The organism is Winslowiella sp. 2C04 (assembly GCF_050037805.1).
Classification (GTDB): domain Bacteria; phylum Pseudomonadota; class Gammaproteobacteria; order Enterobacterales; family Enterobacteriaceae; genus Erwinia; species Erwinia toletana_A.
The window spans coordinates 2,620,204-2,635,800 of record NZ_CP188300.1; the positions used below are offsets into that span (position 1 = coordinate 2,620,204).

Genomic DNA, 15,597 nt, shown 5'->3' on the forward strand with positions numbered 1-15,597 from the left:
TTATGACTCTATTGTAAATTTATTATTTATGACATTTTCTTCCGGTCGCAAATCAGCGTCAAAATAAAAAAATAAATCACAGGATATTTTAATGATGAAGCGTAATGTAATTGCAGTGGTAATACCTGTTCTGCTAGTGCTGGGTAATGCTCAGGCTTCAGAAATTTATAACAAGGACGGGAATAAACTCGATCTGTCGGGAAAAGTTAACGCCGGTCATGTGTTCTCCAATGACGCCAATAATGATGGCGATACCACATACGCCCGCCTCGGCTTTAAAGGTGAAACGCAGATAACCGAACAGCTCAGCGGCTACGGCATGTGGCAATACAATTTTCAGGTCAATAACTCTGAAGGTTCCGATGCGCAGAATGGCAATAAAACCCGCTTAGGTTTTGCCGGTCTGAAATTCGCTAACTGGGGCTCGATCGACTACGGCCGCAACTACGGTCTTATCTATGACGCACTGGCCGCCACCGATATGCTGCCAAAATTTGGTGGCGACTCTGGCTACAGCGATGGCTTCGCCTCCGCTCGTGCCGGTGGCCTGCTGACCTGGCGCAACAACGATTTCTTTGGTCTGGTGGACGGGCTGAATTTTGCCCTGCAATATCAGGGTAAAAACGAGCGCAGCGGCAATGCCGATGCCGTTCGGCGCGCGAACGGTGATGGCTATGCCCTCTCCGCGGCTTATAATCTGGACTCCGGTTTTGGCATAACCGGTGCTTATGCCAGCATTGATCGCACTGCGGCACAGAATGCGGCAGCTCGCGGTGACGGCGATCGCGCGCAGTCCTGGGCTACGTCAATCAAGTACGACGCTAACCAGATCTACCTGGCAACGCTATACGGTGAAACGCGTAACGCCACGCCAATCAGCGGTGGCTTTGCCAATAAAGCGCAGAATTTTGAAGCGGTGGCTCAGTATCAATTCCTGAATGGCTTACGCCCTTCTCTGGCGTATGTTTCGTCGAAAGGCAAAGATATCGAAGGGATTGGCAGCGCCGACCTGTTTAAATATATCGCGGTGGGGACCTACTACTACTTCAACAAAAACATGGTGTTCTACGCAGAATACAAAATCAACCTGCTGGACAGTGATAACCCACTTGGCCTGTCTAATGATGATGTTACCGGTGTTGGTCTGACCTACCAGTTCTGATCTGGCCTGCGATCCTGCGGCAGCGCGACTGACGCGCTGCCTGCCTTCAGGGTGCCATCAGGTCAAAACTGCCGCCACGGTTATTTTCCAGTGACATTGGCGGCGAGGCTTTCAGCGTGATCCAGTTGGAGGTCACGCGCTGTTGTTTACTGTCTTCCAGCGTCACCGACAATCGGTACTCGTTGCTGGCGCCCGGCGAGTTGTCCCACTGCGGCATAATGATCGTCCAGCCCTGCGGATCGCTGTTATTGGCGGGTGGCGTCAGGCTCAGGGTCTGGGTATCACCCTGCCAGCTGACCTTACTGACAGGATTAGCCGCGCGGATTTGCAGTTTCAACGGCAGCGTTTCTCCAGGCTGCAACTGCCACGGCGGGGTCGCGAGGAACACCGACAGCGTTTTACGCTGGCGGAACTCCAGCACCGGCGTATTGTTGCGTTCAACGGTATCATAACGGCTGCCGCGCAGCGAACGCGCCTCTGCGACATTATTAGCCGAAAGCTGCTTGCTCAGCGCCACCCCAATGCGATAATTCACCTTCATACCAAACTGATCCTGAGACTCTCCCCCCTCGCCCTCTTTATGCGAAGCGGTAAAACTCAGCAGCGGCACCGGAGTGTAATTAACGCCAACTTTAACCGCCACCGGATTGCGATAGCGGTTGCCGCTGTTAAACAGATCGACATTGTCCCCGAGATACTGCTCATAAGTCAGCGATACGCCCAGCTGACGGTAAAAAGGCAGATACCCCTGAGTGGTAATGTCATAACCACGCGCCAGACGCGTCTGTGAACTGCTGCTGTCGTCGCGCCAGCCGGCAATCGGATGGTAATAATTGGCTGAAAAACGCAGGAAGTCACCCCAGACCTCGGTGCCAATTCCGGCGCGCTGCAAACCGTTGTCAAACTGGCGGTCGACAAAGGCGTTGTAGCCCAGCAGCCAGTTACCGGCGAACCAACGCTGGCCTAAACCGGCATTGCCGATGGTGCTGTTATCCGCTTCGGTTACGCCGACCTGTGTAAAGGTTAAATACTGATATTTATCCTGCCACGGCGTCAGCAACTGCGCATTGCTGCCGTTTAAGTTGCCTTCCATATCAACCTGCAATGACAAGCTGGCTGAACCATAGGGCGAAAGCAGGCTCTGGCCGCGATCGACGACCCGCTCTGCCAGCTCATCGCGGAAGTGATTGAAGGCCCACTCACCGGCCTGCTTTCTTAGCGGATCGTCAGTCGTACTGTTCATACTGGCCTGACCAATATCCCTGGCGACCGTGGCTAATTTGGTGGCAAACGCGTCACTGCTGGCACTGGCGCCGCCCAGTTCGGGCAAACCGCTTTGCATCTCACTGAAGCGTGCGGGATTGTCGAAAGGATACTCAGCAACCTGCGTGTCGGTTTGCAGCGCGCTGGCTTCAGACACGGCCAACCCGATGCCGCTAAGCATCAGGAGCGTACAGAACCCTTTATTGCGCTGCAATATCGACATCAAACCTACCGTTTAGTCTGGCCGTTGAGCAATTTATGATGGTGCTCACGGAGTTGACATAAAATAGTAGACTTTAGTTTAACATACTGCATCGGTCATTTCGAAAAATGAGCACTGCGTCGCTTCCGGTGGCTGACGATACATTTTTACCACCTCACCAACAATCAACAGGCTGGGTGATTGCGGCTGCTGCCGGGCCACACACTCTGCCAGCTGCTGCAAACGGGTGATGATTACCCGCTGATCGCGCCGGGTGCCGCGTTCCACGATTGCCACCGGCGTGTCGGCGTCGCGACCGTGACCAATCAGTTGCTGGCTCAGCGCCTGGCACCAGGTTAGCCCCATGTAAAACACCAGCGTCTGGCGCTTGTCCTGCAGGCTTTGCCAGTCAAGCTGCGGCTTACCGTCGCGCCCGTGGCCGGTAATAAAACGCACCGACTGCGCCATATCGCGATGGGTCAGCGGAATACCGGTCGCTGCCGCACAACCAATCGCCGCGGTAATGCCCGGCACGATATGACAGGCAATACCGGCTTGTTGCACCCAGCTCATTTCCTCACCGCCGCGACCAAAAATAAACGGATCGCCACCCTTCAGCCTTACCACCTGACGTCCGGTTGCAGCGAGATCGACCAATAGCTGATTAATCTGCGCCTGCTTCATACCGTGAAAGCCCGGCGTTTTACCGACATCAATGCACAACGCCTCTGGCGGTGCCAGTGCCAGAATCTCAGGGCTGACCAGCCGGTCATACACCACCACTTCGGCGCTTTCAATCAAACGCAGTGCCTTCACGGTTAACAAATCGACATCGCCCGGCCCTGCACCCACCAGCCACACCGCGCCCGGTTCACTGCCGGTGGACTTGCCGGTCAGTAACTTATCCAGAGAAGAGACAGTGTAAGTCATCAGAGTCCTCGTTAACCCGGCTGAATGATTTCACTTCGGGTAATTAACTGTTTGAGTTCAGGAATGCAGGAACCACAGTTGGTGCCGCACTGTAATTTTTTACCCAGCGCTTCGGGGGTAACGCAGCCACTGGCGATGGCCGCGACAATTTGCTGTTCGCCGACGCCAAAACAGCTACAAACCGTTCTGCCTTTCGCCTCGCCCTGTGCTGCATAACCGGCAAGTAAAGCGTGCCGGTGCTGCGCCGTCTGCACCGGCTGGCTGAACGCCGCAGCGATAAACGCCTCATCCAGCTGTGGACGAACGCCATCAGCATAAAATGCCAGCACCAGTTCTCCTGACTGCCAGCCGAGCACGCGCCCGAACATCCCTTGTCCGTCGGCATACTGCAAGGTCAGTTCACTCAGATCGAACTGCCGGGACAGCCACTGTTGCGGATCGCCATCAGCGGCCAGCGTATAGCGCGTGGCAGCAGGGTATGGCGTACGCGCCCACCACAGCGCCCGAATATCAGTGACAGTGTCACGCACGAATAACTCTCCCTGCCAGTCGCAATGCCAGCGGCGCAGGCGTACCGGCGTCTGTTTGCTTTCCGGCTGGCCAGACTCCGGGCAAAGATGCGCTGATACCAGCAAATCAACATTGGCCTGCGCGGCGAACTGACGCGTCCAGTGCATCGGTACAAACACGCTGCCGCGCTGTTGCCCGCCGGAAAGCTGGGCGCGCACCACCAGCCAGCCGGTGGCCGACTGCACCCGCACCAAATCGCCCTCGTTGATCTGATGCTGGCGGGCATCCTGTGGATGAATTTCGACAAACGGCTGGTTGTGATGCTGCATCAGGCGCGGCACGCTGCCGGTTCGCGTCATGGTGTGCCACTGATCGCGGATGCGGCCGGTATTCATCATTAATGGCCAGCCAGCGCTGACTTGCGCCACCGGTAAACGCGGGCTGATTGGCAGCAGGCGCGCTTTGCCGTTGGCATGGAAAAACGTCCGTTCACTGAACAGTCGCGCGCATCCCTGAGGATATTGAGCATTGACCGGCCATTGCAGCGGTTGCAGCGCATCCCACTGCGCGTTAGTTAACTGTGCCAGCCCGCTGATATCAAATGCACGCGTACCGTGATTTTCAAAGCCGGAGAGCGCCGCATGTTCGCGAAAAATGTCTGCCGGATGCTGCCAGCTAAACGCATCGGCAAAGCCCATGCGCTTCGCTACCTCGGCGAGAATCCACCAGTCGGGCCGCGCCTCGCCCGCCGCTGCGACAAAACCGCGCTGGCGCGAGATACGCCGTTCAGAGTTGGTCACCGTGCCGTTTTTTTCGCCCCAGCCCTGCGCGGGCAGTAGAATATCGGCCCAGGCAGTGGTGTCGGTATGCTGGCTGACGTCAGAGACGATCACCTTGTCACAGCGTGCCAGCGCCTGAGCCACCCGATGACCGTCCGGTAGCGATACCGCCGGATTGGTGCCCATAATCCAGACGGCTTTCACTTCACCGCGTTCAATTGCCTGAAACAACTCCACCGCTTTCAGCCCTGGCTGTCGCGCCACCCGATCGCTGTGCCAGAAACGTTGCAAACGGTCGATATCGTCCGGCTCGAAGTTCATATGTGCCGCCAGCTGATTCGCCAGCCCACCCACTTCACGACCGCCCATGGCATTAGGCTGCCCGGTCAGCGAAAAAGGTCCGCTACCGGCGCGGCCGATTTTTCCGCTCAGCAGATGCACATTAATAATCGCATTACATTTGTCGCTGCCGCTGCCCGACTGGTTAATCCCCATGCAATACAGCGTCAGCAGGTTGTGACTGGCAACCACCCGCTGATAAAACGCTTCGACCTGAGCCTGTTCCAGCTGGCAAAACTCAGCAACGGCCTGGCTGTCCCACGGCTGCGCCGCCGCCAGTGTCGCCTCAACGCCGTCGAGCTGCGGCAGCATGCTGCTGTCGATGGCCTGATGCTGCGACAGCCAGTGCAGTAAGCCATTAAACAATGCGGCATCACTGCCCGGCCGCAGCGGTAAATGCAGATCGGCGAGATCGCAGGTGGCGGTGCGACGCGGATCGATAACCACCACCTGCATATCAGGCCGCTGTTTTTTCGCCGCGACCAGCCGCTGATAAGCCACCGGGTGCGCCCATGCGGCGTTAGATCCGACCAGAATGACCAGGTCACTGTGGTCAAAGTCGTCATAGCAGCACGGCACCGCATCCGCGCCAAATGCGCGTTTATAGCCAACTACCGCCGAAGCCATACAGAGTCGCGAGTTAGTATCAATATTGCCGACGCCAATAAAGCCCTTCATCAGTTTATTGGCGACGTAGTAATCCTCAGTCAACAGCTGGCCGGAGGCGTAAAACGCTACCGCCTGCGCGCCATAGTTATCAATAATCTGTTGCAGATCGCTGGCAACCTGCTGCAATGCCTCATCCCAGCTGACCCGCTGACCATTGACCTGCGGATACAGCAAACGCCCCTGATGCCCCAGCGTTTCACCCAGCGCCGCACCTTTGACGCACAGCCGCCCCTGATTCGCCGGATGCTGCGTGTCGCCCTCAACCTGAAATGCGCCTGACGGCTGTGGCGTGACTTTCACGCCGCAGCCGACGCCGCAGTAAGGACAGGTGCTGTTCACGACGCCACCGCAATCGCAATCGGTGCCACACTCAGCGGGAAATTTGCCACCAGTACCGCGCCGTTTTCCAGTTTTACCGGCCAGCAGCGCAGTTGCAGATCGAGTCGATCGAGACTCTGCCCGTCGCGCAGGCGGAAACGCTGTTTGTACAGGGGAGAAATCACTATCGCCTCTCCTCCGGCATCGCCCAGTAATCCCCGCGAGATCACGCTGGCATGGGTACCCGGCTCGATATCATCCAGCGCATACAGCTGCTCACCAAAGCGGAACAGCGCGATGCGCACACTGCCCAGCCGCGCACCGATCCCGGCCATCGGCGGGATCTCGTCAAGCTGACAGAGTCGGGTCCACTGCTCTGCAGGCAGTTGCTGCAGCGGAATAGTCGCTTCGGTCGACGGGCAAATCTGCCCGCGCTGATGCTGCCAGCGCACGGTTTCATCCGGTTGATCGCTGTTGAGGGTGCTGCGAAACAGCGCGCGGCGATCCGGATTCTCCAGCGTGGTCTGCCATTCGCATTGATAAGCTTCAACTACCCGCTGCATCTCCTGTTCCAGCTCGCTGGCGATACCGAGGCTGTCTTCGATCACCACCGCCCGCAAATAGTCGAGGCCACCTTCCATATTGTCCATCCACACGCTGGTGCGTTGCAGACGGTCGGCAGTGCGCACATAGAACATCAGCAAGCGGTCGACATAGCGCAACAGCGTTTGATCGTCGAGATCGCTGGCAAACAGATCCGCATGGCGCGGTTTCATGCCGCCATTGCCGCAGACATACAGGTTCCAGCCTTTATCGGTGGCGATCACGCCGATATCTTTACTCTGCGCTTCGGCACATTCGCGGGTACAGCCAGACACCGCCATTTTAATTTTGTGCGGCGCACGCAGCCCTTTGTAACGATTCTCCAGCTGAATGGCGAAACCGGTGGAATCCTGTACGCCATAGCGGCACCAGGTGGAGCCGACGCAGGACTTCACGGTGCGCAGCGATTTGCCGTAGGCGTGGCCGGTTTCAAATCCGGCCGCCACCAGTTCCTGCCAGATTGCCGGCAGTTGGTCGAGTCGCGCACCAAACAGATCGATACGCTGACCGCCGGTAATTTTGCTGTAGAGGTTATAACGTGCGGCCACCTGGCCAATGGCGATCAGTCCTTGCGCGGTAATTTCTCCGGCCGGTACGCGCGGCACCACCGAGTAACTGCCATCCTTTTGAATATTGGCGAAGTAGCGGTCATTGGTATCCTGCAACGGCAGATGTGCCGGTTTCAGCAGATACTCATTCCAGCAGGAAGCCAGCAGCGACCCGACCAGTGGTTTACACACTTCGCAGCCGTGACCATGACCGTACTGCGCCAGTAACTGTTCAAAACTTTTGATCTGATTAACGCGAATCAGGTGATGGAGTTCCTGACGCGACCAGGCGAAATGCTCACAAATATCTTTCTTCACCTCAACGCCAAGATTCGCCAGCTGAAATTCCATCACCTGTTTCACCAGCGCTGAACAACCGCCACAGCCGGTAGCCGCCTTAGTACAGCTTTTTATCGCGGCCATATCTCCCGCGCCGCTGAGTACCGCCCCGCAGATATCGCTTTTACTGACGTTATGACAGGAGCAGATCTGCGCGCTATCCGGCAGTGCGGCAACCCCCAACGCTCTGGCCGGTGCTCCGGCGCTTTGCGGCAGAATCAGCGTTTCCGGCGCGTCCGGCAATGCCATATCATTCAGCATCATCTGTAATAAAGTGCTGTATTCGCTGCTGTCGCCCACCAGCACTCCACCAAGCAGCTTTTTACCGTCCGCCGATACCACGATCTTTTTGTAGATCTCCTGCGGACCGTTGGTCCAGTGATAACTCTGGCTACCCGGCGTGCGGCCATGCGCATCACCAAATGACGCCACTTCCACCCCGAGCAATTTCAGCCTGGTGCTCATATCCGCACCGGTAAACGCCGCCGCCTCACCGGCCAGATTGGCCGCCAGCACGCGCGCCATCTGATAACCCGGTGCCACCAGGCCAAAAATCTGCCCGTTCCACAGCGCGCATTCGCCAATGGCATAAATAGCGGAGTCGGAGGTGATACAGGTATCATGAATATCGATGCCGCCGCGCGGACCGAGGGTCAGACCGGCGTCGCGTGCCAGTTGGTCACGCGGGCGAATACCGGCGGAAAACAGCACTAAATCGGTTTCCAGCTTTTCACCATCGGCAAAGTTCAGCGTCAGGCCGCCATCAGGCTGTTCAGTAATTTCGCGCGTCTCTTTCTGCGTATGCACCGTGACGCCAAGCGCCTCAATTTTGCGCCGCAGCATCTGCGCGCCACCGTCATCCAGCTGCACCGCCATCAGTCGAGGCGCGAACTCGACCACATGCGTTTCCAGCCCCAGCTGTTTTAGCGCGTTCGCCGCTTCCAGCCCTAACAAACCCCCGCCAATCACCACGCCACGTTTAGCCTGCCGTGCGCGTGCGGCGATAGCATCAAGATCGTCAAGGGTGCGATAGACAAAGCAGTTTGCCGACTGGCTGCCCGGAATCGGTGGAACAAACGCCGAGGAGCCAGTAGCCAGCACCAGCTTGTCCCACGCCATTTCATGGCCGTTGGTATCGCGCACGCATTTACGCTGGCGATCGATCGCCACCACTTCGCTGTGGCTGCGCAGCTCTATGCCGTATTGTTCAAAAAAGTTTTCCGCGACCAGCGATAAGTCGGCATGGGTGCTGCCGGCAAAGTATTCCGACAAGTGCACGCGGTCGTAAGCGACATGGCGCTCCTCACCGTAGACCACCACCTGATAATGATGATGCAGCTGCTTATCCACCAGCTGCTCAAGAAAATGATGACCCACCATACCGTGGCCAATAACAACTAATACCGGTTTGCTCATAACATTGATCCCTGCAGCCAGCGGCTGCCTGTAAAGTGGCTCTTCAGCATCAAACAGTGCGGCGGATGTCACTGCGTCACCGCGTTGTAATTTTTTAATCAGCGCCGCTGACTGGCTGATATCGCCAAACAGCAATACGCCGCTTAACTTGCCATCGCGGAGAAACAGGCGGCGATAATCAGCACTAAGCGGATCGAAACTGGTCAGGCTGGTTTGCCCCTGTTCGCCAATATCTCCGGCGCTGAATACGTCAATACCGGTGACTTTTAACCGCACGCCGTTATCCTGCGAATAAAAGTCATTCAGCGGCTGGCCTGCCAGCCGATGTGCGAGAATAGCGGCCTGCAGCAGGCAAGGTGCCAGCAGCCCGAAACTTTCACCGTTGATTTCGCAACACTCTCCCAGCGCGTAAACATCGGGCTGGGCCGTTTGCAGCTGGCCGTTGACCACAATGCCGCGCTGACAAACCAGGCCCGCGGCCCGCGCCACGGTCGTTTCTGGCGTGACTCCGGTGGCAATAATCACCCTCTGAGCATTCAGTTGCTGTCCGCCGGATAACGTGACAGTGTCACTGTTAATCACCCTGATACCGCTACCGGGATAACAGCGAATGCCGCGCTGTTGCAGCGAGTCACACAGCAGCTCGCCTGCCTGCCGGTCCAGTTGGCGATCCATCAGCCAGGGATTACGATGAATCAGCGCCACTTCGCGACCGCGCAAGCGCAGTGCCGCCGCCGCTTCAATGCCGACCAGGCCGCCGCCCAGTACAGCCACCGGGCCGTGATCACTCAGCATCTGTTCGACATCATCCAGCGTGCGAAAGCCGCTGACGTGTGGCCGACCGATACCCTCAATATCCGGCATCGATGGTGAAGAGCCAGTGGCGAAGACCAGCTTGTCCCAGCTCAGGGTGCGCCGATCGGTAGTCAGCCTGTGACGCGCAATATCCACCGATTGCACCGCTTCACCACTTATTAGCGTGATGCCCTGTTCGGCATACCAGTGCGGGGCGTGCAGCACGGTGTCGGCAAACGCTTTTTCACCGCTTAACACTGGCGAGAGCATAATGCGGTTGTAATTACCCCGCGCTTCACGGCCAATCACCGTAATGCGATAACGCGCCGGTGCCAGTTGCAGCAGGGTTTCCACCATGCGCATTCCCGCCATGCCATTACCGATTACCAGCAGATGTTCGACCATTGCCCGCTCCTTACGCCGCGCTGGAGTGCTTTTCGTAAAGGAAATGCAGCACCTGCTGACGCAGATGGTGATAACGCGGATCATCGGCCAGCGCCACCCGCGAACGGGGGCGCGGCAGATCCACCGTCAGAATCTCACCGACGTGCGCCGCCGGGCCGTTGGTCATCATTAACACCCGATCCGACAGCAGCACTGCTTCATCAACGTCATGGGTGATCAGCACGATAGTGGTGTTCAGTTTCTGCTGAATACGCATCACCGCATCCTGTAAATGGGCACGCGTCAGTGCATCGAGCGCCCCGAACGGCTCATCCATCAGCAGCACTTTTGGCTTCATTGCCAGCGCGCGGGCGATACCGACGCGCTGCTTCATGCCGCCGGAGATCTCACCCGGGCGCTTATCCAGCGCATGGCCCATCTGCACCAGTTCGAGATTATGGACGATCCACTCGCGCATCTCTGTCTTGCTCATGCGGCCTTTAAACACCTGATTCACCGCCAGCGCCACGTTGTCGTAAGTGGTCAGCCACGGCAGCAATGAGTGGTTCTGAAACACCACCGCGCGCTCCGGGCCGGGGCCGTCGATTTCACGGTTATCACACAGCAGGCCACCTTCCGTCGGCTGGGTTAATCCGGCGATCAGATTCAGCAGTGTTGATTTGCCGCAGCCAGAGTGGCCAATCAGGCTGACGGTCTCGCCTTCGCTGATATTGAAGCTGACGTTATCCAGCGCGATAAACTCACCGCTGGCGGTGTTGAAGCGCTGACTGACGTTCTGTACCTGAATAATGTGGTTCATCATCTCTCTCCGGTTTATTCCCAGCTAAAACGACGTGCCAGCAGCATCAGCGCCTGCTCAAGCAGCAGACCAACGACGCCGATAATCACAATGGCAATCAGGATGTGCTCGACGTTGAGGTTGTTCCATTCGTTCCAGATCCAGAAGCCAATCCCCAGACCGCCGGTCAGCATCTCGGCGGCGACAATCACCAGCCAGGCGATACCAATCGACAGCCGAACGCCGGTCAGTACCGACGGTAATACCGCCGGAAACAGAATTTTGCGCATTACCGTCCACTCAGAAAGTTTCAGCACTCGCGCCACGTTGAGATAGTCCTGCGGGATCCGCTGCACCCCTTCGGCGGTATTGATGATCATTGGCCAGATCGAGCAGATAAAGATGGTCCAGCTGGAGGCCGGTTCGGCGCGCTGAAACAGCAGCAGGCCAATCGGCAGCCATGCCAGCGGGCTGACCGGGCGCAGCAGCGCAATAATCGGATTCAGCATGCGCGCCAGAAAGGTAAAGCGGCCAATCAGAAAACCGGCCGGAATACCGACCAGCGCCGCCAGCCCAAAGCCGATGGCTACGCGCTGTAATGAGGCCAGCACATTCCAGCCAATACCCTGATCGTTTGGACCGGCGTTATAAAACGGATCGGCAAACAGCGTTACCGCCGCCTGCCAGGTGTCGACCGGCGTCGGAAAACCGCTGCTGTTAAGCGCGGCTACCTGCCAGATGGCAATCAGCACCAGCAGGCCGCAGCACGGCGGAATCACCCGCTGCATCAGCGGGCGCAGGAAAGTGCGGCGCTGCTTCATTGCCGGTTTGTGGGCCGGTTTAAGTGGAGTAATGTCTGCTTTACTGTTCGGGGTATTGGCGGTGATCGCCACCACGCGGGCTTCACTGGTCATCTTCACTCTCCTCAACGTTTGATGGCGAAACTGGCGGCGTATTCGGCAGGTTTACTGCCATCCCACACCTTGCCGTCAATCAGGGTACTGCTGCGCATTTCACTACCCGGCAATGCCACGTTGCCCACTGCGCTGGCCGCCTGTTTATAGATATCGATACGGTTAACTGCGCGGGCAACGGCGAGGTAATCCGGCTCCTGCTTCAGCAGCCCCCAGCGTTGTTGCTGGGTCAGGAACCACATACCGTCGGAGAGATAAGGAAAACTGACCGCGCCATCGTGGAAGAAGCGCATCGCATGTTGATCTTTCCACTGCTTACCCAGCCCATTGTCATAGTCGCCGAGCATGCGGCCTTCAATGGTTTCCACTTTGGTGTTGAGATACGCACGACTGGCGATTGCGACGGCGGTTTCGCGGCGGTTGGCATCGGAAGCATCAATCCAGCGCGCCGCCTCCAGCACCGCTGCGGTCAGGGCGCGGGCGCTGTTGGGATGTTCATCGACCCACGCGGCCCGGGTGCCCAGCACTTTCTCCGGATGATCCGGCCAGATCTGCTGCGAGGTGGCGGCAGTGAAGCCAATATTGTCGCTAATCGCCCGTTGGTTCCACGGCTCGCCCACGCAATAGCCGCTCATATTGCCTATTTTCATATTCATCACCATCTGCGGTGGCGGCACCACTACGGTGCGCACATCATCAAACGGGTTGATACCGGCATTAGCCAGCCAGTAGTAGAGCCACATCGCATGGGTGCTGGTGGGAAAGGTATGGGCAAAGGTGTAGGTTCCGGCCGGTTTTGCCGCCACCGCCTGCTTCAGGCTGGCGGCATCGGTGACCTTCATGGCTTTCAGCTGGTTCGACAAGGTAATGGCCTGACCGTTATTGTTCAGCGTCATCAGATTAGCCATCTGATGCTGCGGCCCGGCAATGCCCAGTTGCAGACCGTATAACATGCCATACAGCAGGTGCGCCGCATCCAGTTCACCGGAAGTCAGTTTGTCGCGCACCGCCGCCCAGCTGGCTTCTTTGCTTGGGATGATGCTGATACCGTACTTTTTATCAAAGCCCTTTAGCGCCGCCATAATCACCGGGGCGCAATCGGTTAATGGAATAAAGCCGACGCGAATTTCTGTTTTTTCCGGCGCGTCCGATCCGGCAGCCCAGACACTGTTGATTAAACCCGGCACGAAATAGCTGCCGGTTAATATGGCGCTGCCGGTAAGGAATCGGCGTCGTGACAGCGGAAATCCGTCTTTGCTCATCATTAGCTTCCTGGAAAAAAGAAATAAAAAAAGGCGTCCTCCGACATGCAAATGCATGCGGCAGGACGCCTTTATCCAAAGCACTCATTACACCGCCGTTGGTGAAACAAATGCGTTATTTGTCCAGAAAGTGTTGCAAGCACTGTGCCAGCTTTTTTATCGGTGGCTAAAGCTCAGTAAATTCGCTATTTAGCCGCTTTACCGCATCGGTTGGGATTATCTGGCGACAGAATATCGCGTATTACGCACTATACTGAGGCATAAAACGCACACCCTTTGTGCAGATACTCATTTCGGGGTATCGGCAAATGCCGCCGCTACCGACAGCATCGCCGCCGCTATCTCCGCCACCCTTTTGTTTTGGTTCATCGCCATTTTGCGCAGTGTCTGCCACGCCTGCTCTTCACTGCACTGGTGATGTTTCATCAGCAGCAGCTTTGCCTGATCAATCTGCTTACGATCGTTAAGCGTGGCACGCATCATCGCCAGTTCATCCGCCTGCGCCTGCAAGCGCTGCGCCTGCTGCTGAATCAGGGTCAGTACCGAACGCCCGAGCTGCGGCGAAACACCTTCAGAATCCAGCGTAGTACTGTGCTGCTCCAGCCAATCCGCGCCGCCAACATACAGGCTGTAGCCCTGCTGCTGATTCAGGATCTGCCATTGTTCACTGGAATCGCCCAGCGCCTCTGCCGTTTCGGCGCGCTTAATGGTGCTGCGGCAGCACTGCATCAGGGTCGTTTCCAGCTGGTCTTCCACCCCTTTCATGCCATCAAGCCGTTTAGTCAACAGCTGGAACCAGCGCAGCGCCCCGCTTTCTTCAGTTTTGCTGCTCATACAGGCCACCCGACGCAGGCGCTCTGTTTCGCTGTCGGCTTCGGCAATAGTGCGCCATAACTGTAAGCTCTGCGCATCGGCAAACTGGCTGAAGGTGGCGAAGCAGCGCTGCTGCTGCTCAATCAATGCCACCAGCGTTTTACTCTGGGCCGTGCTGAAAACACCAGCGGCAAAACCCGCTGAACCGATCGCACGTTCCTGACCCGCCAGCTCTTTTCCCTGCATAAAACTGAACATGGCGATCAACGCGCGCGACACCTGCGGATCGCTGGCGGTATCGGCGGCTTCAAACACCAGGTTAAGCAGCTGGCGAATAATCTGGTTAAAGCGTTCCATCGCCACATCATGACTCACCGCCAGCCGTTTTACCTGCTGTCGCAGCGCGTCAAGGTCGCTCAGCCCCTGTAGCGCGGCGGCAATCCGAGCATACAGACGGCTGCTACCGGCCAGCGGGCCGGTTTCTGTACCCGGCAGTAACGCAGTCATCGCGTCGCACTCGCGGCTGACATCGCGTGCGCGCTGTGGCAACTCGTCGCCAAACAACTTGCCCTGCGAACAGATCCAGATATTTGAGGCTCCACGTTCACGTTGCAGCACATGGATCAACTGGCTAATCTGGCCGATCAGCCGTCCGGTATGCAGCAAATTGCGCAGGCTGGCGATTTCACTCTGACGTGAAGCCAGTAAGTAATTCAGGGCGGATGGCGTGGCGTGATTCATTAAGGCGTTTCCGGCGTGCTGACAAGATAAGGCAGATTAAGCAAAAGCCGTGCCGTCTCGCCCTGGCGCAGGCCGAAATAACATGATCACCTTTAGGCTGCAATGGTTTTAAATCTCAAAAGTGTCAGGTAGACTGACGCCAGCTTTATCTTTTTGTAAAACTGAACAATTTTTCGCGCCGTTGCTGCGGCATTCAGCGGTGAATTAACCGCCTGAAGCTGTTCATTGTTACGCCGTCATGTCTGCAATTGTCCAGACGCTCTGATGACATTCACGAGGATTACTGTGAAAATTCGTATCGCGTTAACGCTGTTAGCTGTGCTTGTTGTCGCGGGATGTAAGGCGCCACCGCCGCCCCTGACGGATGACTCGCTGGTGACCAGTGAGGTTGCGGGAGTAACACTCACTCACCGCTATGCGGTTCAGGCGCCGCAGAGGTTTAAGCCGGTTAATCAAACCTGGCGCGCACTGTATAAATCTTCGGTCATGACCACCCCCGATTACAGTGGGAAAATTGTCGGTTATCTGGACTCCGGTAAGCCATTTACCGTCTTAGGCACGGTGGAAAATCATTGGCTGGCGATTGCCGACGAGGGTCAGCAGCAGTTAGTCGGCTATGTGCCACTGAAAGCTGGCGTACCCAGCGAACGCTATGATGCCACGGTGCAAAGCGATCGCCCACGCCCGCGTAAAGCTGCCAGGCAGCAGGTGTGTGTTGATGTCGGAGGTGACAGTAAAGCCTGCCGCAGCAAGGACACCGCCACCTGGATACTCGATTAGCCCGTTGACGTGTAAGGCGCTAAGCAGCGCC

At 57.1% G+C, this 15,597-nt stretch carries 10 protein-coding genes; 2 read left to right on the forward strand and 8 right to left on the reverse strand.

Going from position 1 to position 15,597, the window contains the following annotated elements:
- Window positions 1-91: 91 nt before the first annotated feature.
- A complete protein-coding gene (locus tag ACP3TC_RS11690) occupies window positions 92-1,162 on the forward strand; it encodes a porin (RefSeq protein WP_426816499.1) in 1,071 nt (356 codons plus the stop codon).
- 46 nt (window positions 1,163-1,208) lie between these two features.
- Here ACP3TC_RS11690 and ACP3TC_RS11695 read toward each other — a convergent pair whose 3' ends face one another.
- From ACP3TC_RS11695 to ACP3TC_RS11730, 8 genes are all read right to left on the reverse strand, one after another.
- Window positions 1,209-2,648 carry a YchO/YchP family invasin gene (locus ACP3TC_RS11695; protein WP_426816500.1) on the reverse strand — a complete coding sequence of 480 codons (1,440 nt, stop codon included), beginning with the start codon at window positions 2,646-2,648 and terminating at the stop codon, window positions 1,209-1,211.
- A 78-nt stretch (window positions 2,649-2,726) separates the two neighbouring features.
- The gene (cobA, locus tag ACP3TC_RS11700) at window positions 2,727-3,557 is read right to left on the reverse strand and encodes a uroporphyrinogen-III C-methyltransferase (RefSeq protein ID WP_426816501.1); all 831 of its coding nucleotides are present in this window, start codon (window positions 3,555-3,557) and stop codon (window positions 2,727-2,729) included.
- Window positions 3,558-3,568: 11 nt separating this feature from the next.
- Window positions 3,569-6,193 (reverse strand): molybdopterin-dependent oxidoreductase, encoded by a 2,625-nt coding sequence (locus ACP3TC_RS11705; RefSeq protein ID WP_426816502.1) that lies wholly within the window; start codon window positions 6,191-6,193, stop codon window positions 3,569-3,571.
- Window positions 6,190-10,278 (reverse strand): nitrite reductase large subunit NirB, encoded by a 4,089-nt coding sequence (nirB, locus tag ACP3TC_RS11710; protein ID WP_426816503.1) that lies wholly within the window; start codon window positions 10,276-10,278, stop codon window positions 6,190-6,192. The genes ACP3TC_RS11705 and nirB overlap by 4 nt, the downstream gene beginning before the upstream one ends.
- A gap of 10 nt (window positions 10,279-10,288) precedes the next feature.
- A complete protein-coding gene (locus tag ACP3TC_RS11715) occupies window positions 10,289-11,077 on the reverse strand; it encodes an ABC transporter ATP-binding protein (RefSeq protein WP_313857697.1) in 789 nt (262 codons plus the stop codon).
- Between the two features lie 14 nt (window positions 11,078-11,091).
- Window positions 11,092-11,970, reverse strand: coding sequence for a nitrate ABC transporter permease (gene ntrB, locus ACP3TC_RS11720; RefSeq protein ID WP_426816504.1), 879 nt, complete (start codon window positions 11,968-11,970; stop codon window positions 11,092-11,094).
- Window positions 11,971-11,981: 11 nt separating this feature from the next.
- The gene (locus tag ACP3TC_RS11725) at window positions 11,982-13,232 is read right to left on the reverse strand and encodes a CmpA/NrtA family ABC transporter substrate-binding protein (protein ID WP_426818271.1); all 1,251 of its coding nucleotides are present in this window, start codon (window positions 13,230-13,232) and stop codon (window positions 11,982-11,984) included.
- Window positions 13,233-13,520: 288 nt separating this feature from the next.
- Window positions 13,521-14,786: a nitrate- and nitrite sensing domain-containing protein gene (locus ACP3TC_RS11730; protein WP_426816505.1), complete on the reverse strand. Its 1,266-nt coding sequence runs from the start codon at window positions 14,784-14,786 to the stop codon at window positions 13,521-13,523.
- A 264-nt stretch (window positions 14,787-15,050) separates the two neighbouring features.
- Between ACP3TC_RS11730 and ACP3TC_RS11735 the strand changes: the two genes are divergently transcribed.
- Complete coding sequence (locus tag ACP3TC_RS11735) at window positions 15,051-15,566, forward strand: SH3 domain-containing protein (protein WP_426816506.1); 516 nt, start codon at window positions 15,051-15,053, stop codon at window positions 15,564-15,566.
- Window positions 15,567-15,597 lie beyond the last annotated feature (31 nt).

What these genes read in the sequence shown, in the direction of transcription:
- cobA (WP_426816501.1), bottom strand. Translation starts at nt 3,557, where the DNA reads ATGACTTACACTGTCTCTTCTCTGGATAAGTTACTGACCGGCAAGTCC.
- ACP3TC_RS11695 (WP_426816500.1), bottom strand. Translation starts at nt 2,648, where the DNA reads ATGTCGATATTGCAGCGCAATAAAGGGTTCTGTACGCTCCTGATGCTT.
- ACP3TC_RS11735 (WP_426816506.1), top strand. Translation starts at nt 15,051, where the DNA reads ATGACATTCACGAGGATTACTGTGAAAATTCGTATCGCGTTAACGCTG.
- ACP3TC_RS11730 (WP_426816505.1), bottom strand. Translation starts at nt 14,786, where the DNA reads ATGAATCACGCCACGCCATCCGCCCTGAATTACTTACTGGCTTCACGT.
- ntrB (WP_426816504.1), bottom strand. Translation starts at nt 11,970, where the DNA reads ATGACCAGTGAAGCCCGCGTGGTGGCGATCACCGCCAATACCCCGAAC.
- nirB (WP_426816503.1), bottom strand. Translation starts at nt 10,278, where the DNA reads ATGGTCGAACATCTGCTGGTAATCGGTAATGGCATGGCGGGAATGCGC.
- ACP3TC_RS11725 (WP_426818271.1), bottom strand. Translation starts at nt 13,232, where the DNA reads ATGAGCAAAGACGGATTTCCGCTGTCACGACGCCGATTCCTTACCGGC.
- ACP3TC_RS11690 (WP_426816499.1), top strand. Translation starts at nt 92, where the DNA reads ATGATGAAGCGTAATGTAATTGCAGTGGTAATACCTGTTCTGCTAGTG.
- ACP3TC_RS11715 (WP_313857697.1), bottom strand. Translation starts at nt 11,077, where the DNA reads ATGAACCACATTATTCAGGTACAGAACGTCAGTCAGCGCTTCAACACC.